Source organism: Enhygromyxa salina (assembly GCF_002994615.1).
Lineage (GTDB): Bacteria > Myxococcota_A > Polyangia > Nannocystales > Nannocystaceae > Plesiocystis > Plesiocystis salina_A.
In genome coordinates, this window is sequence record NZ_PVNK01000272.1 from 16,389 (window position 1) to 34,098 (window position 17,710).

Annotated in this window: 14 protein-coding genes; 7 read left to right on the forward strand and 7 right to left on the reverse strand. The window is 68.7% G+C overall.

The window, feature by feature from the left end; all coding sequences use genetic code 11:
- Nucleotides 1-2: 2 nt before the first annotated feature.
- Entirely contained in the window at nucleotides 3-896 is an 894-nt protein-coding gene (locus ENSA5_RS31460; RefSeq protein ID WP_106395418.1) for a TlpA family protein disulfide reductase, read from the reverse strand.
- A gap of 438 nt (nucleotides 897-1,334) precedes the next feature.
- Between ENSA5_RS31460 and ENSA5_RS31465 the strand changes: the two genes are divergently transcribed.
- The 4 genes from ENSA5_RS31465 to ENSA5_RS31480 all read left to right on the forward strand — a co-directional run bounded on the left by ENSA5_RS31465 (nucleotide 1,335) and on the right by ENSA5_RS31480 (nucleotide 5,805).
- Nucleotides 1,335-1,970 (forward strand): TlpA family protein disulfide reductase, encoded by a 636-nt coding sequence (locus tag ENSA5_RS31465; protein ID WP_106395419.1) that lies wholly within the window; start codon nucleotides 1,335-1,337, stop codon nucleotides 1,968-1,970.
- A gap of 64 nt (nucleotides 1,971-2,034) precedes the next feature.
- Entirely contained in the window at nucleotides 2,035-2,520 is a 486-nt protein-coding gene (locus ENSA5_RS31470) for a peroxiredoxin family protein (protein ID WP_181198357.1), read from the forward strand.
- Nucleotides 2,520-4,844 carry a hypothetical protein gene (locus tag ENSA5_RS31475; RefSeq protein WP_106395421.1) on the forward strand — a complete coding sequence of 775 codons (2,325 nt, stop codon included), beginning with the start codon at nucleotides 2,520-2,522 and terminating at the stop codon, nucleotides 4,842-4,844. Before ENSA5_RS31470 ends, ENSA5_RS31475 begins: the two co-directional genes overlap by 1 nt.
- A gap of 52 nt (nucleotides 4,845-4,896) precedes the next feature.
- Complete coding sequence (locus ENSA5_RS31480) at nucleotides 4,897-5,805, forward strand: hypothetical protein (RefSeq protein WP_106395422.1); 909 nt, start codon at nucleotides 4,897-4,899, stop codon at nucleotides 5,803-5,805.
- A 76-nt stretch (nucleotides 5,806-5,881) separates the two neighbouring features.
- Here the strand turns inward: ENSA5_RS31480 and ENSA5_RS38615 are convergent, their stop codons facing one another.
- The 5 genes from ENSA5_RS38615 to ENSA5_RS31505 all read right to left on the reverse strand — a co-directional run bounded on the left by ENSA5_RS38615 (nucleotide 5,882) and on the right by ENSA5_RS31505 (nucleotide 11,327).
- Nucleotides 5,882-6,700, reverse strand: coding sequence for a hypothetical protein (locus ENSA5_RS38615; RefSeq protein ID WP_106395423.1), 819 nt, complete (start codon nucleotides 6,698-6,700; stop codon nucleotides 5,882-5,884).
- Between the two features lie 130 nt (nucleotides 6,701-6,830).
- Entirely contained in the window at nucleotides 6,831-8,951 is a 2,121-nt protein-coding gene (locus ENSA5_RS31490; RefSeq protein ID WP_106395424.1) for an AAA family ATPase, read from the reverse strand.
- On the reverse strand, nucleotides 8,951-9,517 hold the full coding sequence (locus ENSA5_RS31495; protein WP_106395425.1) for a hypothetical protein: 567 nt from the start codon (nucleotides 9,515-9,517) through the stop codon (nucleotides 8,951-8,953). Before ENSA5_RS31495 ends, ENSA5_RS31490 begins: the two co-directional genes overlap by 1 nt.
- On the reverse strand, nucleotides 9,514-10,668 hold the full coding sequence (locus ENSA5_RS31500) for a hypothetical protein (RefSeq protein WP_106395426.1): 1,155 nt from the start codon (nucleotides 10,666-10,668) through the stop codon (nucleotides 9,514-9,516). The genes ENSA5_RS31495 and ENSA5_RS31500 overlap by 4 nt, the downstream gene beginning before the upstream one ends.
- Nucleotides 10,665-11,327 (reverse strand): 4Fe-4S single cluster domain-containing protein, encoded by a 663-nt coding sequence (locus ENSA5_RS31505; protein ID WP_106395427.1) that lies wholly within the window; start codon nucleotides 11,325-11,327, stop codon nucleotides 10,665-10,667. The genes ENSA5_RS31500 and ENSA5_RS31505 overlap by 4 nt, the downstream gene beginning before the upstream one ends.
- Before the next feature lie 72 nt (nucleotides 11,328-11,399).
- Here ENSA5_RS31505 and ENSA5_RS31510 point away from each other — a divergent pair, with 72 nt between their 5' ends.
- Genes ENSA5_RS31510 through ENSA5_RS31520 form a run of 3 tightly spaced genes read left to right on the forward strand, consistent with a single transcriptional unit; the run spans nucleotide 11,400 to nucleotide 15,357 of the window.
- A complete protein-coding gene (locus ENSA5_RS31510) occupies nucleotides 11,400-13,298 on the forward strand; it encodes a CRTAC1 family protein (RefSeq protein ID WP_146156320.1) in 1,899 nt (632 codons plus the stop codon).
- Nucleotides 13,299-13,349: 51 nt separating this feature from the next.
- A complete protein-coding gene (locus ENSA5_RS31515) occupies nucleotides 13,350-14,492 on the forward strand; it encodes an oxygenase MpaB family protein (RefSeq protein ID WP_106395429.1) in 1,143 nt (380 codons plus the stop codon).
- 55 nt (nucleotides 14,493-14,547) lie between these two features.
- Nucleotides 14,548-15,357, forward strand: a complete 810-nt coding sequence (locus ENSA5_RS31520; protein WP_106395430.1) for a methyltransferase — start codon at nucleotides 14,548-14,550, stop codon at nucleotides 15,355-15,357.
- 198 nt (nucleotides 15,358-15,555) lie between these two features.
- Here ENSA5_RS31520 and ENSA5_RS38620 read toward each other — a convergent pair whose 3' ends face one another.
- Nucleotides 15,556-17,613 (reverse strand): hypothetical protein, encoded by a 2,058-nt coding sequence (locus tag ENSA5_RS38620; RefSeq protein WP_181198358.1) that lies wholly within the window; start codon nucleotides 17,611-17,613, stop codon nucleotides 15,556-15,558.
- Nucleotides 17,614-17,710: the final 97 nt, after the last annotated feature.

Genomic DNA, 17,710 nt, shown 5'->3' on the forward strand with positions numbered 1-17,710 from the left:
CGCTAGAGGTACTTTTCAACGAGCCCAACCGCGGGGTAGGGGTTGGCGTCGGTGCTGTCGGCCGGCCCCGGGAAGAACTCGATGTGCATGGTGGGATCGAGCAAGAAGAAGTGCGGGAAGGCCGGGCCCATGAAGCGGTTGCGGAGCTCGAGATCCGCGTCGACGAGGAGCGGGATGTAGGCGTCTTGGTGGATCTCGTACCAGGTCGTCACGTCGGCGATCGTCGGCGGGGAGCCGTCGTTGGCCTCGACGAGGAAGGTCATCCACCAGATCTGGAGGCCGTGAACCTTTCCGCGGACGCTCGGGTACAGCTCCTGGATCCACTCGGTGTCGGGGCTGTCGACCCCGGAGATCCAGTTGGCGACGTTGTGGCACGGGCCGCACCACTGGGCCGAGAGATCGAAGATGAAGTACGCGGCCTGGTTGGTCTCGTTGATCGTGAAGTTGGTGAAGTCGTAGAGGTCGACCATGTCACCGTGGTGATCGAGGAACGAATCGCGGGGGAAGGCCGTGCCGACCTGGGTGTTGGTCGTCTCCCAGCTGCCTTGCTCGAGCTCGTTCTTGTCGGGGTTGTAGGGCCAAAAGCCGGTGTAAATCCGGCTGTCGTAGTCGAGCGGATCCGTGCCCTCGTTGATCTCCCACAGGTCCCAATAGTTGTCGCCGTCGGTGTCCTTCTTGGCTGGATCCGTGCCGAGCTCGGCTTCCTCGTCGTCGGTCAGGCCGTCTGCGTCGGTGTCGAGGGGGGCTGCCTCGCCGGTCTCGCCCGTGTCCGCCGAATCGCCGGTCTCGCCCGTGCTTCCGTCGTCGTTCAGGCCTCCGTCGTCAGCGCCGTCACAGCCCGCGAGCGAGAGCGGGAGAAGAAGAATTCCGATGAGCAGGAGACGACTTGTGTGCATTTTGGTGGCCGATGGGGGGACGCGCCTTACACGCAGATCTACCACAAAAACCGGAGTCTGGGGTCGCTGTGGGCGGGAGCGCGGAGCGCAGGTGTGAGGTTTCGGACGGATCGGTCTTGAACGACGCGAAGCCGTGGAAGCCCGGGCTCGCGACCGGCCGGTCAACCCCGGCGGTGGCCCCTCGTGTCAGCCGAGTCGAGGAGGTCGAGGCCTTGCGAATCTTCCATTCCTAAGATGGATCCGATACGCTGCGAAGCGGACGAAGAGCCCATGCGCGACCTCCACACCTCACGTACGAGCCTACCGCGCTGGCAGGTACCCGGGCTCGTCGCGCTGGTTTGCGCCAGTCTCGGATGTATCCCGTCCTTCCCGCCCTGCGACTGTAGCAAGGCCGGCGATACAGGCGGCGGTCCGGCCGATTACCCGGACTTCGAGTTTTTGGATCGCTCGGTCGACTGCGCGATCCCGCTGGCGAGCGGCGGCGGGGGCGACGGCGGGACGGACACCGGTACAGAGGACGGCGGCGGCGGCGAGGAGCTCGCCTGCGGCTACCCAGCCGGCCCCTACGGGTTCAACCTCGGCGAGACCTTCGAGAACCTGGTCATGTTCGACTGCATGGCCAATCAGGTCCAGATCGCCCAGTACCTCCCCCAGGAGGGGCTGCCGGAGGTCGAGACCCGCGGCGTCGTGTTCGGGCTCGGAGCGATCTGGTGCGATCCCTGTCGGATGGAGGGCGAGGAGTGGGCCGCCGACTTCGTCGACGAGTACGCGTCCGAGGGCATCCAGTTCATTCAGGCCCTCGACGAGGGCGCGGCCGGGAGCCCGGTCCTGCCCGCGAGCTGCGAGGGCTGGAGCAGCACGGTCGTCGACGACAAATTCCCGATCGTCTACGTCGAGGAGGTCGCGGGGCTGCGCTCGAAGATCGAGCTCATGCCCAACGAGCCGATCCCCTTCACGCTGATCTTCGACGCCAACGCCAACATCATCTTTCGTCGAACCGGCGGGGTCGTCGACGCCGACATCCTGACCGCCCAGATTCAATCCCTGATCAACGATCCCTATGGCGACATCTGAGCTCCCACAATCCCCGGCCCGCGTATTGGCGCGTTCTCTAGCGACGCTCGCTGTCTGCGGGTCGATGACCCTCGCCGGCTGCGATGGTCAGGGCGCGACCGCGACGCCAACGGACGTCTACGCCAACCTCGGCATCAGCCTGGCCAACCTCGACGGCGACGAGACCGAGCTGGTCAGCGAGACCAAGGGCGACGTCCACGTGCTGGCGTTTTGGGCCACGTGGTGCGTGCCGTGCACCGGTGAGCTCGCCAAGCTCGAGGGCATCCACAATCGGCTCGAAGCTCGGGGCCTCAACATCTACGCGATCAGCATCGACGGACCGGACACGATCTCGCGCGTCCCCGGCTTCGCCTCCCAGGAGAACTGGACCTTCCCGGTTCTCTACGATCCCGAGACCCAGCTGCTCGCGCGCTACAACCCCAAGGGCGACATTCCCTTTTATGTCGTGCTCGACGCCGACGGCAACATCATCAAGTCCCACCAGGGCTACGTGAAGGGTGATGAAGTCAAGCTCGAGCAGTTCCTCACGGAGCAGCTGCCGGCCGAGTGATGGCCGCGTCGACTCGCCCGCGGGGCAAGTGGACGATTGCTTGGGTCCTCGGTCTGACCCTCGCACCGGGGCTTGCCCGAGCCGCGCCGCCCGAGGCCGATCGCGTCGATCCGAGCGACTCGGAGGCTCCCGAGCCCGATGTCGACGCGCCGGTCGATGTCGACGCGCCGGTCGATGTCGACGCCCCGGTCGATGTCGACGCGCCGGTCGATGTTGACGCCCCGGTCGATGTCGACGCCCCGGTCGATGTGGATGCTGCGGACGCTCCGGCGGACTCCGAGTCGCCTGTCGACGCGGACCCAGCCGTGGACCCGGCCCCAGCCGTGGACCCGGCCCCGCCCGTAGACCCAGACCCTGCAGACGCCGCGTCGGGCGAGGCCGAGACCGCCCCGGCCGAGCCGGAGCCTCCCGCGCCCGTGCTCGACGAGCAGCACGATGTCGAAGCCGACGTCGAAGCCGATGAGCACGGCGATGACGTCCCGCACCCGCCGAACCCGAAGATCCCGCCGGCCGGCAACACCCAGATATGGTTTCGGTCGACGACCTTTCTCGACTACTTCGGCAACAACTACGACAACCCGACCAATAACGACCAATTCTACGCGCTCGTCAATTACATCAACTTCGGCAGCGACACGCGGCTGAAGAAGAACTGGGAGATCTCGACGATGGTCCGGGTGGACACGCACAACGTGTTCAACGCCAAGGATCAGCCGCTGTGCGACACCGACAACAGCTACCCCGACCAGATCAGGGAGACGATCCCCGACCCGGGCAATCCGGGCGGGCGAATCGACAACCCCGAGTACGATCCCGACGTCGCCGACAACCCTGACCTCGCGATCACCGAGACCGAGCGGGCCCAGTGTAACTTCGGCTCAGACTATCGGATTGAGCGCTTTCAGCTCCGGTTTGGAAACAAGTACTTCAAGGTCACCGGCGGCGACTTCAACGTCAACTTTGGCCAGGGCATTGGGCTTGCGATCCGCAAGATCGCCGACATCGGGGTCGACGCCACGATCAAGGGCGGGCGCGTCGACATCGACACCAAGTACCTCGACATCACCGCGATCGGTGGCGTCGCCAACCGCCAGCAGAGCGACTTCGCGACCCGTCAGCTGTTTCGCGACCCCGGCTACCCCCACGCGCTGTGCGAGAACACCCCGGGGCTGCGCAGCAACAAGTACGGCAACCCGTACTGGACGATGTGCTCGGACATCATCTCGGGCGGGCGCTTCGACGCCAAGCTCCCGGGCAAGGTCACCCTCGGCGGTCACTACGTGTTCGTGTGGTTCGGCGACAAGGTCGACTCGATCCAGCACGACGGCCTCCACCTCGTCGGCGGCGACATCAGCCGCAAGCGCATCGGCAAGCACTGGGATCTGTTCGCTGGGGTCACCGGCTTGCTGCGCAACCCCCAGCACAAGACCTACTACCCCGAGTACGTCGAGAACGGCATCGCCGCGTACCTCTCGAACTCGCTGACCTTCGGCAACACCTTCGTGTTGATCGAGGGCAAGTACTACGACAACTACACCGTCGCCAAAGACACCGCGGCGACCACCGTCCAGTACATCCAGGCCCCGACCCTCGAGCGCGCCGACCAGATCATCCCGGCCGCGAGCAACACGGCCGGCGGTCGGATCCTGGTCGAGCACACCCTCGACAAGTCTCGCGTCACGCTGCTCGGCAACTACCTCGGCTACGCCTACGCGCTGATCAACGACGAGGACATGTTCGACCCCAAGGTCGGCGAGATGGCCCACCACGCCTACCTCGGCCTGCGCTGGCGCGACATCGAGCGGGGCAGCGAGGTCCAGGCCTACGCGGGCTACCGGTGGGAGGGGTTCCAGCGCGCCCCCGACGAGGACACCAAGCCCTACACCCGCAAGCTGCCCCACGGCGAGTTCTACATCAACCAGCAGGTCGGCAAGACTCGCGGCGTGGCCCACTCGCTGTCGCTGCGCTGGGAGTGGCGCTACGAGCGGGTCCAAAAAGGTGGCGCGCCGCCCAAGCAGTTCCACCGCGGCAACCTGATCCTCGGCTACGGGATGTCTCCGTGGCTGACCTTCGCGTTCATCGGCGGGTACTCGAGCGAGTTCCCCTCGCTCGGCGGCGAGCTCCACGAGCAGCCTTGCGTTGGCCAGTGTCTGCGCAAGCCCCACCTGTGGCCGGGCGGCGAGCTTCGGCTCAACTTCCTCGAGTCCTCGTTCCTGCGCGTGTTCGTTGGCCGTCAGGTCGGCGGCTTGCTGTGTGTCAACGGCTCGTGCCGACAGCTGCCCGACTTCGAGGGCGTCCGCATGGACCTCATCCTGAGCTTCTAGCAGCCCGGGGTACCGCGCCTGGCGCCGGTCAAAAAAGGTTAGAGTGCGGGGCATGACGCGTTCATGGCTTGCCCCGCTGTCTCTGATCTTTGCCTTCGCCTGCACTACCGAGGAGCTGGGCGACGGGGCCGATGGAGCCGACGAGTCGACGACGGACGCGATGGACGGGACCGACGAGACCGACGGCGCCGACACCGAGATGACCGGCGACGGCGACGGCGACACGGGGGCCGAGGTCATAGCGACCCTCGACGGCGTGATCACGGACATGGCCGGGGCGCCCTTGCCGACGCCGGGGCTGCAATTTTGTGGCCCGGTCGACGAGGAGACCGGCGACGTCCTCCTGTGCATCCCGGTCCCGGTCGAAGCCGACGGCGGGTTCGAGATCCAGGCGATGCTCGCTGGGCTCTGGAACCTCAAGGTTGTCCACGGGTCCGTCGACGGCCGCTACTTCACGGGCCAGGCCTTCCAGGTCACCGTCAACGAGGGCGACGCCCTCGACTTCTCGATGCCGCCGATCGTCGTGCCCGAGACGGCCGAGGTCACGGATCTGAGCGCTGCCATGGGCGAGGTCGCGGTCACGATCGACGACGCGCTCTCAGTCTCGATCGACCCCTCGCTCGCGCAGTCGCCCGACTTCCAGCAGCCGGCCGAGCTCGGCGGGCTCGCGGTCCCCGAGGAATTCTGGCGCGTCTCGGAGGTCGACGGCGGCTCGGTCATCGCCGCCTGGTCCTTCTCGCCCTTCGGGGTCAAGTCGACCGAGGGTGGGTTCGGATTCACGATCGACAGCAGCCTCGGCCTCGCGGCCGACGAGACCGTGACCTTCTACGAGATCGTCAAGGACAACGGTGAGCTCCACGAGGTCGCGACCGGCACGGTCAACGGCGACGCCTCTGCGATCGACATCGTCCCGACCGGCGTCGGGCTCCACGAGCTGACCTGGCTGCTCGCCGTCCACTGAGCCCGCTGGCGAGGCGCGCGTCGCCGCAGCGGTGCGCGCCCATCCTGCTCGGCCCGATCTCGAGCTGAGCTCGGCCTCAGCCGCCGTAGTTGGCGGTAGCCGCGGCGAGGGACTCGGAGATGCCCGTGGCCTCGATGTTGAAGTCCGCGTCGACGAGCACGCCGGAGGGCACGCCGCCCATGTGGATCGGGCTGAGGTAGATCCACAGCGGCTCGTCGCCATTTTGACCGGGCGTCGCGTCGCCGATCAGGTAGACGTGCTCGTTCGGGTACATCATCTCCCAGGCCTGGAGATCCTGGACGCTGGTCTCGCCGAAGTCGATGAAGTTGTCGAGCAGGACCTCGACGAACTCGAGGGTGCCGGCCTCGAGCCCGGCGCGGATCGACTCGACGTCGAAGGAGCTGGCCTGGCCGGCCATCCCGGCCGCGAGATCGTTGCAGGGGCCACACCAGGCGCCGCTGATGATCAGCAAAAAGGGCGTGCCCTCGAGCTCGCAGTAGTCCCACTGCTCGCCGAGGTCGTTGAACCCGGCCCAGTGCGAGATGGGCTGGCCGATCTGAGGCGAGCCGGCCGGCGCCTCCGCGCCCATGCACGCCGCACCACCGCCAGTGTCGCCGTCGCCTGAGTCGCCGTCGCCGGAGTCGCCGTCGCCGTCGCCCGAGTCGCCGTCACCTGAGTCGCCGTCGCCTGAGTCGCCGTCGCCTGAGTCGGCGTCGCCGTCACCTGAGTCGCCGTCGCCGTCACCTGAGTCGCCGTCGCCTGAGTCGCCGTCGCCGTCGGTCTCAGCGTCAGCGTCGACGCCCAGATCCGTCAGGTCGTCGGCGCCCTCCTCGGTACACGCGGACAGCGCCAGTGCGGTGGACATGAACGCGATCGAGAGGTGGCGCAGCTTCATGCCGCCATCATGACCTGAAATGGGCCGTGTTTTCGGTGCGAAACCGAAGAACGCGCAATTTAGGTGCGTTCGCTGCTTATCTGGGTATCAGGGGTTTTGGAACGTTGTGTGCGTGAGTTGCGCGACGTGTTCAGTCGACCGTGGGTGCCTCGGGCGGGTGCACGGCGTCGGGGACCTTCTTGGTCAGGGTCTTGGCGTCGATGACCTTCTTCTCGAGCAGCAGGTCACGCAAGGCGCTGAGCTCGTCGCGGTGCTCGCGGATGATCTGGCGGGCGCGCTCGCGCTCGCGGTCGAGCAGCGCACGAATCTCGCTGTCGATGATCTCGCGGGTGCGCTCGGACAGCGGCTCGTCGCGCTCGAAGGTGCGGACCTCGAGCGCGCCGCTGGGCTGAAGGCCGTAGCTTTGGATCAGCGCGTGGGCGATGCTCGTGGCCCGCTCGATGTCGTGGCCCGAGCCGATCGTCAGGCGCCCGAGCAGCTCCTCCTCGGCCTCGCGCCCGCCGAACAATGTCGCGATCGAGTCGACGAGCTGGTCGTGGGTCACGACGTACTTGTGCGCCGGATCGGCGTAGCGCACGAAGCCCAGCGCGCCGGTCAGATCGCCGCGGATCGAGATGCGATCGATCGCCGGCGAGTGCTTGGTGTGGAGGGCCACGATCGCGTGGCCGCACTCGTGGGTCGCGACGACGAGCTCCTCCTCCGGGGTCAGCTTGGGCAGATCGAGGTTCGCGGTCAGGGCCAGCTCGACGTCGGCGATCGTGGTTTCGTCGGTTCGGGCGTCGCGGAGGCGCTGGCGGGCGATCGAGCGGCACAGGGCCTGGATGTGGTCGCCGCTCCAGCGCCCGGTCACGGCGTCGCTGCCCTCGATCGGGTGGCCGGTCTGGCGGGTCGCGTGGGTCAGGGCGTCCTCGCTCATGGCCAGGCCGAGGCGCTGGTTGTAGATCTCGAGGATCGCCTCGCGGTCCTCGGCTTTGGGGTAGGGGATGTGGAGGTGAAACTCGAAGCGGCCCGGTCGCAGCAGGGCCGCGTCGAGGGACTCGACGAAGTTGGTCGTGCCGATCACGAAGACCATCTCGTTGCTGCGGAACCCGTCCATCTCGGTCAGCAGCTGGTTGACCATCGAGTGCTCGACGCCCGAGCCCGCGTAGGTCCCGCGCTGCGACGCGAACGAGTCGAGCTCGTCGAACACGATCAGCGAGGGCGCGCTCTGGCGGGCCTGGATGAAGATCCGGCGGAGGTTCTCCTCGCTCTCGCCGACCCAGCGGCTCTTGAGCTCGGGCCCGTTGACGACCTGGACCGCGGCCCCGAGCGCCGAGGCGATGGCCTTGGCGAACAGAGTCTTGCCCGTGCCGGGCGGGCCCCAGAAGATCATTCCGCGCGGGATCAGGCCCTCGATCCTGGCGATCTCTTTGGGATCCTCCAGGGCCTCCTTGCGCTTGATGATGTCGAGGATGTCCTCGGTGATCTTCTTCTTGACCTCGGCGTAGCCGCCGATGTCCTCGGTCAGGGACAGCTCGGGGACCGAGAGCTCGCCGTCGAGGGTCGCCTGGCGGATCTGGGCCCAGACCGGGCTCGAGTCGTCGGGGTAGTCCTCGCCCTCGAGTGAGGCGAGCAGCTGGCGCAGGCGGATCGCGTGGACGCCCGAGACCTGCTTGTAGAGCTTGTAGACGTCGAGCCCGCCGCGGCCGAGCTTGCGGGACTCTCGCTGCGTGACCAGGTGGCCGAGCCGCTCGCGCGAGACCCCGATGATGCTGATGCGGTGCTGAAACAGGTTGGCGATGACCTTGGGCAGGTTGAACGAGGGATCGCGGAAGCCCAGCCACAAGATGTTGGGGTTCTCGTAGAGCAGCGCGACGACCTCGCGCGCCTCGGAGGTCAGCGCGCCGCTCGAGGTCGTGAGCAGATCGAGGTGCGGGAGGACCATGACGTGACGGGCCTCGTCCTCGCCGTGGGTGCCGCCGCGGACCGCGTCACGGAGCTGGCCGAGCATCGTCGGGACCAGGCCCATCGGCATCTGGCCGGGCTGCTGGGCGACGCGGCCGTCGATGTAGTTGCAGCGGATCTGCTGGCGACGCAGGCGCCCGCGCAGGCCCGCGTAGAAGAAGCCGACCAGGCCCTTGTCACACTCGACGAGGACCGGGAGGCCGCGGACGAGGGCCTCGCACGCGCGGGTCAGCTCGTTGGGGTAGGCGGCCTCGACCGCGGCCAGGAGCGAGAGCTCGTCGGGCAGCTGTTGTTCGGGGATGGTCATCAGATCTTCACGCGGATCGTCAGCGAGCCGGTCTCGGGGTCCTCGCTGACCTCCTGGACCTCGCCGATCGAGGCGGCCTTTTGCTTGAGGGCCTCGGCGGTCACGCGGTTGCTGATCTGATCGAGCTCGCGGCGCAGGTCACCGAGCTTGCCCTCGAGCGTGGACGTGACCTTCGCCTGGAGGTTCTTCTCGCGCTCGCCGGCCTCGGCCTCGAGCTCGTCTTCGAGCGCCTGGCGCCCGCGCTCGCGGGTCGTCGCGTCGTTCTCGGCGTAGGCTCGAATGAGCCGCTCCTTGGTGATGTCGAGGTCGGTGTCGGCCGAGGCCGAGACCGTGACCGTGGACGCCTGGGGATCGACGCGGACCTCGACGCCGTCCTCGTCGGCCCGGACCCACTGGCCGTCCTCGCGCTGCTCGAAGCCCGCGCCCTCGAGCTCGCGCTCGAGCAAGGCCGCGGTCTGCTCGGGCGGGAGGATGTCGAGGATCTCGAGCTTGGATTGAATGCCGTCGTCGACCTGGACGTGACGACGCAGAGACTCGGAGATGCGGATTCGGTAGGTGCGGCTCATGGGAGCTCCGAAGGTTGGCCAAGTGAGTGTAGCGACTCGAGTTGGTTCGCGAGTCGAATGGCGCGATCGAGGATCGTTGCGGGGATCTGCGCCTCTTCGGTTGGCTCGGGTGCGCTGCGTAGATACTGCCACGAGCTCAGCAGCAGCTGCGCGGCCTCGTAGTCCTCGTCGAAGTGGGCCACGACCCCGGCCTCGTCGAGCCAGCGGCCGAGCTGGGCGACGCCGCGCAGGAACGCCGCCGAGGCCGCGAACGCGGACTGCCGGGCCGAGAGCGGCGCGCGAAGATCGAGGCCGCCGATCCACCAGCGGTGGTCGGGGCAGCGCCGCTCGGGCCCGCGCGCGAGCAGCTCGCGGGCGGCCTCGGCGAGGAAGCTGGCGAGCTCGCGGCGGCGCGGGTCGACGAGATCGAGCGCGGAGAACAGGCTCGCGAGCACCTGATCTTGGGCCTGGCCGATCTGGGTCATCACGCTGAGCTCGGCGCGCTCGCCCTTGGCGCGCTCCATCGCGACCCAGCGCCTGCACAGGTCGGGCTGGAGGGCCTCGAGCACGATCGCGCCCTCGCCCCGCGCGAGCTCGCGGAGGTCGAGCTTGGGCAGCGGCTCGTCTCCGGCGAGGGCGTCGGCGTAGCCGAGCTGGCACAGCGGCGAGCGCAAGAACGCGGGCTGGCGCAGGACCCCGCCCGCGCGGACGATCTGCTCGGCCGCAAGGTAGTAGAGCAGCTCGTCGGCCAGGGTCGTGCGGGCGGCCTGGGGGAGCTCGCGCTTGGGGCTGGACACGTCCTCGGCCCGCAGCCACGAGAGCAGCTCGAAGCTGGCCGGGCCGAAGGTCAGCGGCGGGAGCTCGCGGTGGCGTTGCCACACGGTCCCGCGCTTTGCGTGACCGTTGACGAGGGTTCGCCGGGTCTGCCAGCCGCCGCGGCGCAGGAGCTCGAAGGCCACGCCGCGGGCCAGGGTCTGCTGGAGCAGGCCCATGGCCGTCGGACCGATCTTCTCGAGCCGAGGTGTTCGCCTGGGTCGGTGGCGCAGGGCCGGGAGGTAGCGCGGGCCCGGGGCCATGAGCGCGCGGGTGAGGGTCAGGAGCTCGGCCTCGCTGCGGGACACGCGAGCTGGCGAGCCAGGCTCCGACAACTGGGCCTCGTTGGTGTTGGTCATCGCGGCGGGCCGTCCTCGCGCGAGGGGGGCAGGCCCTTGCCCCACGGCCAGCCGTTGATGATCAGCTCGCCGTCGACGAGGCGCAGCTCGATGGTCTCGCCGCCGCCGAACGCGGGCTCGGCGAGGTGGTGGCGATCGCTGAGAAAGTGGAGGCGCTGGTTGGTCGAGCCGATCCAGCGTCGGGCGGCGTCGGGCTGGTCGCGAAGGTAGCGGCCGTCGACGAGCAGGTCGGTGGCCGCGAGCAGCCGGGCGACGCCAGGCTCGGCTCCGGTCTCGATCTTGGCCCGGAGCTCGTCGAGGGTGAAGCCGCTGTAGACCATGACCCCGAGGCCCGCCGCCTGGACCTGCTCGGCGAGCACCGCCAGGGCCGCGGGCTGGGCGAAGGGCTCGCCTCCGAGCAGGCTGATGCCGTCGAGCGGCGTGCGAGCGTGGGCGGCGAGGATCCGCTCGAGCAAGCTCCGGACCGTGCTCGGGCGGCCGCCGTCGAAGCGCAGCAGCTCGGGGTTGCAGCAGCCGGGGCAGCGCATGGGGCAGCCCTGGACCCAGATCGCGTAGCGGCGTCCGGGGCCCTCGGCCTCGGTGTCGGCGATCTCGACGCCGATCTCGACGATCCGCGCGAGCTCGTCGACGGCGGCGTGGCTGGGAGCGCGCGGGGCCATGCTCGATGCAGTGTGCACCGAAGGGCGCGCGGATGCAGCCATCGGGGCGCGCGCTGGCGTATGATCCGCGCCGTGAGGTACTTGGCCCTGGTCGCGGTGACCCTGAGCGCGAGCGCTGGCTGCGTGGTGTCGGTTGGTTCCAGTCACGAGCAGGGCGCTGGCGAGACCGCCGGTGACGGCGACGGCGACGGCGATGACACGGCAGATGGTGACGAGGTCGGGGACGGCGATCCTCAAGGCTGCGGCTTCGCCCAACCCGAGCCCCTCCCGGGTCCACCCTTCGACCCCCTCGTGTGCGGCGCGTGGGTCCCCGAAGCCCCGGCGCCGCCCAATCCGCCGCCGCCTGCGGCCTGCGGCTCCGGCGGCCCGTGCCCGACCTTCAGCGACGTGAGCGAGGCCGCCGGCTTGGTCTATGCCCAGTACATCCCGACCTCCAGCGCCGACGCGGAGTGCATCTTCGATCTGCCCTCGGGTCAGGGCGTGGTCTTCAACTCCAACTGCGAGCCGCAGTGGATCAGCGGCGGCGTCGCGGTCGGCGACTACGACGGCGACGGCTGGCCGGATCTCTATGTCACCCGCCTCGCCGCGCCCGATCTGCTGTTTCACAACCGCGGTGACGGGACCTTCGAGGACGTCGCCGCCGAGGTCGGGCTGGGTGACTGCACCTTCACCAACGGCGCGGCCTGGGCCGACGTCGACGACGACGGCGATCTCGATCTGGCCGTGACCGCGCTCGGGGGTCGGGCCCACCACCTGTTCATCAACGAGGGCGGCTGCTTCGTCGACGAGGCCGAGGCGCGGGGCTTCGCGCTGACCGTCGACACCAAGCGCTCGGGCCAGAGCGTGACCTTTGGCGACTACGATCTCGACGGGATCCTCGACGCCCACGTCAACGAGTGGATCGACGACGCGGACCGAGACGATGTCGGCGTGTGGGGCTCGCGCCTGCTCCATGGCCTCGGCGACGGCGTGTTCGAGGACGTGACCGAGGCCGCTGGGGTCTCGATCGCCGACATCGTGTTCCTGCGTGACGGCGCGTGGGGCTTCGCCTCCACCTTCGTGGATCTCGACGACGACGGGCTCCCGGATCTCGCGATCGCCGCTGACTTTGGCGAGGCGCGGCTGTTTTGGAACGAGGGCGACGGCAGCTTCAGCGACGGTACCCTCGCCGCGGGCGTCGCCGACGAGGGCAACGCCATGGGCACGACCTTCGGCGACTACGACGGCGACGGCCGGCTCGACTGGTTCGTGGGCGCGATCGCGGAGCAAAGCCCCGAGGGCTGCCCGATCGACGAGTGCGTGTGGCGGGGCACGGGGAACCGCCTGTACCGCAATCGCGGCGACCGGAGCTTCGAGGACGTGACCGAGGCGGCCGGCGTGCGCGACGGTGGCTGGGCCTGGGGCAGCGCGCTGTTCGACGCCGACCACGACGGGGATCTCGACATCGTTCAGACCAACGGCTGGCCGGGCCGCGGCGGCTACGGGACCTTCGCCCACCTCGACACGCCCATGCGCCTGTGGCTCAACGAGGGCGGCGTGTTCGACGAGCTCGGCGCGGAGCGGGGCATCCAGGACACGGGCCAGGGCCGCGGGCTCGTGACCTTCGACTACGACCGCGACGGCGACCTCGACGTGTTCGTGGCCAACCATCGCGGCCGGCCGGTCCTCTATCGCAACGACGGCGCCGAGCAGGTCCCGTGGCTGGTCGTCGAGGTCGAGGGCAGCGGCTCCAACCGCGACGGGCGCGGCGCCGTGGTCGAGGTCCAGGCGGTCGCCGACGGCCCCGCGCAGATCCGGCAGATCGGTGTCGGTGCGCACTTTTTGGGCGAGACCGAGCTCGGCGCACACTTTGGCCTGGGGGAGGGGACGACCAGCGTCCACGAGGTCCGGGTCAGGTGGCCCGCGAGCGGCGAACAGGTGGTGCTCGGCGAGGTCGCGCCGGGCCAGCGTTTGCACGTGATCGAGCCGTGAGCGCCGCTGGCACGCAGTGGCAACCTCGAGCGGGCTCGGCCATGATTAGACATGCCTTCGTCGATCGCTGGGGTCCACGCGCGAGTCCACGAGGCCCGCTGGGCGCGCGCGCGCTTCGGCGAGCTCGCTACGCGGACCTTCGCGGCGCTCGAGCGCTGTGATCCGGTCGCCGACGCCCTCGTCGAGTGGCTCGCCGAGCATGGCCGAGGCTTTGACCTGGCCGCGAGCTGGCGCGCCCACGCGGCCGGCGAAGCTCAGCCCGCGCCGGTCACCGCGCTGTTCGACAGCGTCGAGGCGATCCCGAGGTGGGTCGACTGGGGTCGCGTCGATCGGGCCCGGCGCCTGTTCGAGCGCGCCGGGCTGTTTGGTGGCCTCGTGCTCAGCCTTCGCGCGCTGATGGCGGGGTACCTCGCGCCGGCTGGCAACAAGCCGCTGGCGTTCTCGGGGCGGCTCCGCGAGCAGGCTCCGCGGCGGGTGGCCGAGACCGCGCGCTTCGTGACGGCGGTCTGCGCCCTCGACGGCATGCGGCCCGGCGCCGAGGGCTGGCTGATCACGCTCCACGTCCGCCTGATGCACGCCCAGGTTCGACGCCTGCTGCTGGCCTCGGGCCGCTGGCAGTCTGCGCGCTGGGCCGCGCCGATCAACCAGCACGACATGCTCGCGACCATGCTGCTGTTCTCGGAGGTCTACGTCGAGGGCCTGCGCATCTTCGGGTTCAGGATCAGCGACGAGGAGGCCGAAGACTGGCTCCTCTTGTGGCGCCTGGTCGCGTGGGTCATGGGCACCGAGCCCGAGCTGCTCCCGGTCGACTACGCCGAGGCCTCGGCGCTGCGCGAGCTGATTCAGCGCACCCAGGGGGTCCCGGATCAGCACAGCCGCGCGCTCGCGGCTGCGCTGTTGGGGAGCGGACCAGAGCGGGGCCTCGCGCGGGTCCGCCTGGGCATGCTCCGGGGGCTGTGTCGAATGTTGATGGGGCACGAGGTCGCGGATCAGCTCGGCATCGATCGCGCGCCGCTGTGGTCCTTCGTGCTGCCGATCGTCCCGCGGGTCGTGAGCTCGGGCGAGCGCCTGCGTGAGCGGGTGCCGGCCGTGGAGACGCAGCTGCGCGCGTTTGGAGCGGCGTACTGGGCGTGGGTCGTCGAGATGTCACTGGGCGGCCGGCCGGCCCGGTTCGCGCGGCCGGAGACGCTCTAGCAGCCCGGGCTGCTAGGACCGCCCTCACTGTATCGCTATTCGGCCCGAGAGATTGATGAGCTATGAACGATGTGTTCCGACACCCAATGCAGTGATGGGCCAATCTTCCACGTTGTCGGCTGCGAGGACACCGCAGTTCTTTTTTCGGCGCCAAGCTCATGCGCTTGTCAGTCTGGTCTTGCTCGTCGTCGTGTGTTGGATTCTCGCCGAGCCGTCTTTCGGTGATGGCGAGGGAGTGCTGTTCTCGACCAGGACCTGGTTCATCATCGCGTTGGCTGTGCCGGTCGCGCATCAAGTGGTGGTGTGGTTGGCTTGGCGTGGTCAGCTGGGGTGGGGGATTTTGACCCGCTTGTTCGGGGATCGTGATCTCACCGTCTGGAAGGCCGTGTTCGCGCCCTTGATCCTCGCGCGTCCGATCTCGGCGGTCTTGCTCGGCCTCTCGGATGCAGGTTCGCTCGGACTCTCGCTGTCGGCCTCGGTGGCGATTGGTCTGGCGCTGCTCATCCCTGGTCTCTACGCCGTGTACTCTGCCCACGCTCAACTCAGCTCGGACCGCATCGTCGGTGGCGACCACTTCCAGTTGCGGTACCGGCGGATGCCAATGGTCCAGACAGGAGTGTATGCTCGGATCCCGAACGCCATGTATGCGCTCGGATTTTTGCTGCTGTGGGCGATCGCTGTATTTGCGGGCTCGCGCGCGGCGCTGGCTCTCGCGCTGTTTCAGCATGTGTACATTTGGGTCCACTACTTTTGTACCGAAGTTCCGGACATGGAGCTCATGTATGGGGATCGGGCAGACTCGCCCCGTCGGCGGATCCGAGAAGCCTCGCAGGTCGGAATTCTGCTGAGTGAGTCGACCGGCTAGCCCTGAATCAAGCGCTGCGCGCTCGACTCAGGCCTTCTAGTGCTAGCAGCCCGTGGTGCAATGCCTCGCGCCGCCTCGCTTGGCCTTTTCGCCGAGGGCGCCGTCCGTCTCACGCTCCGCGCGTCGAGCTGGGCGCGCTCGTAGCGTTGTCGCCGCCGGTGAGGACGAGCCCGCCGAGCAACGCCGACGCCAGCCCGCTCAGTCGGGGTCGCAGACGCCCTCGCAGAAGGTCTCGACCACCCCTGTGCGAAGAAACTGCTCGACGGTCATGCTCGCGATCGGGACGTCGGCGAGCTTGCCGTGGGGATCTTCGCCCTCGGTCATCGGCACGTTCTCGATCGGCTCGGGCCCGAGCCCGAAGTCGTACTCGATCATCGCCGAGCCCGCGTAGGGCTGCTCGACCGTGTCGACCCCGAACAGGTCCGGACGATTGGCGGGGGCGATCTGCGGGATCCCGATCTCGCGGGCCATGACGTGGGCGCCGAGGGTCGTGACCTGGTGATCGCCGATCGAGACCAGCACCAGGACCTCTTTTTCAACTGAACCGGGCAGCGGATCCTTGGTGACGTGGCGCGAGTAGCCCGAGGGCTCGGCGCGGTCCCACTCGATCTGGATCAGCTCGAGCAAGAAGCGCAGATCGAGCTTGTCGGGGTAGGTGGCGTCGATCAGGGTGAAGAAGTTGGCGAAGTCGATCGAGCGGTTGAGCAGCAGGTTGTAGGGCTGGCCCGGGACCGCGAGCGCGCCGCGCATCACGTCGGGGCTCAGGGCCATGTACGACGAGCCGAAGATCCCACCTTGGCTGCCGCCGAAGTACCAGGGGTCGACTGGGTCGACCATGCTCCCGTTGACACCCTGCATGATCGGGTCGTCGGCGAACTGGCCCTGGAGCAGGCGCATGGCCGCGAACGCGTTGAGGAAGCCTTGCTGGAGGCGGTCGGCGACGGTGTGGAAGTCGTCGATGTGGCCGGTCGAGAGGACCTCGGCGATGTTGCCCGTGTCGTCCTCGGCCATGCCGACCCAGTCGGTCGCGAACACGATCACGTTGTGATCGGCGGCCAGCGCCTCGAGGTGATCGGCCTGGATCTCGAAGCGTGAGCCGAGCAACCCGTGGCCGTAGGCCATCAGCCGCGCCGGGTCGTCGGCCGCGCTCGTCGGGACGTGGACGAGGACCGGGTACTGCGCGGTGCCGCTGGGCTCGGGCAGGCCGTCGTCGCCGTAGAGCATCGCGCCGCCGCTGTCGGGGCTGTCGAGGTACAGCGGTACGGTCATGGTCAGCTCGATGCGCATCGCGATGCCCGGCGCCGGATCCATCATGACGCTGTCGATCACGTAGTCCGGCCCCTCCGGGCCGATGAGCTCGAGGCCCTCGGCGATCATGTGGACCGCGCGCCCGGTGATGTTTTCGTCGCTCGCGGTCGAGAAGTCCCAGGCCAGCTGCAGGGTCTCGCGCTCGACCCCGGCGTCGGCGAGGCGGGCGAAGATGTCGACGTAGAGCGGGCGTCGCTCGTCGATCGAGGGCTCGTCACTGGGCGTGTCGTCGCGCAGGGCGGCGAAGCCCTCGCTGGCCGGGAGCGGGGCATCGTTGGCGTCCACGACCCCACGGATCGCCGCGATGTAGCGGGTGTCGGGGTCGAGGCGAAGGGCCGGGCGGATCATGAACGCGCGCCGCTCGTCGTCGCCGTGGGACATGTCGTACTCGGCCCAGTGGGGGACGCGCTCGCCGGTCTCGGCGTTGATCAGCACGGTCGGTGAGTCGGGCTCGAGCGAGTCGGCGATCGTCAGCGGGGTCGGCAGGCCCGTGACCGTGCCGCCGGGGATGAAGGTCAGCAGCGTGCTCGACGGGGAGAACCCGTCGCTCATGTTGAAGGTGGCCGGATCCGGCTCGTAGCCGGCCTTGGGCATCATCTCGGGGCTCAGGGCCAGGCGCCGGCCGGTGTTGGTCGCGGCGTCGGCCTCGGAGAACACGTTGTTGGGGAAGGGGTAGCCGCAAAACTCGGGGACCAGGGGATCGCAGGCGAGCGTCGGCCAGTCGACGATCGGGTCGGGGTCGGGGTCACCGTCGCCATCGCCGGGGTCGCCGTCGCCATCTCCGGGGTCGCCGTCGCCGTCTCCGGGGTCGCCATCGCCGTCGCCGTCGCCGCTGGTCTCCGCGGAGTCGGCCGGGGCGGGGTCATCGTTGCAGGCCCCGAGCGAGATAGCGAGCAGCGAGCCCAGGAGGGGCGAAATCCAGCGAGAGTCCAAGCCAGGTCGAGTCATTTGCACGAGGATAACAAAAACTGTGCAACGCCAACTCGCGCGGGCCGAAGCGCAGATGTGCCCGGCGTGCTCCACCAAGGGATCTTGTCTGTGTTCT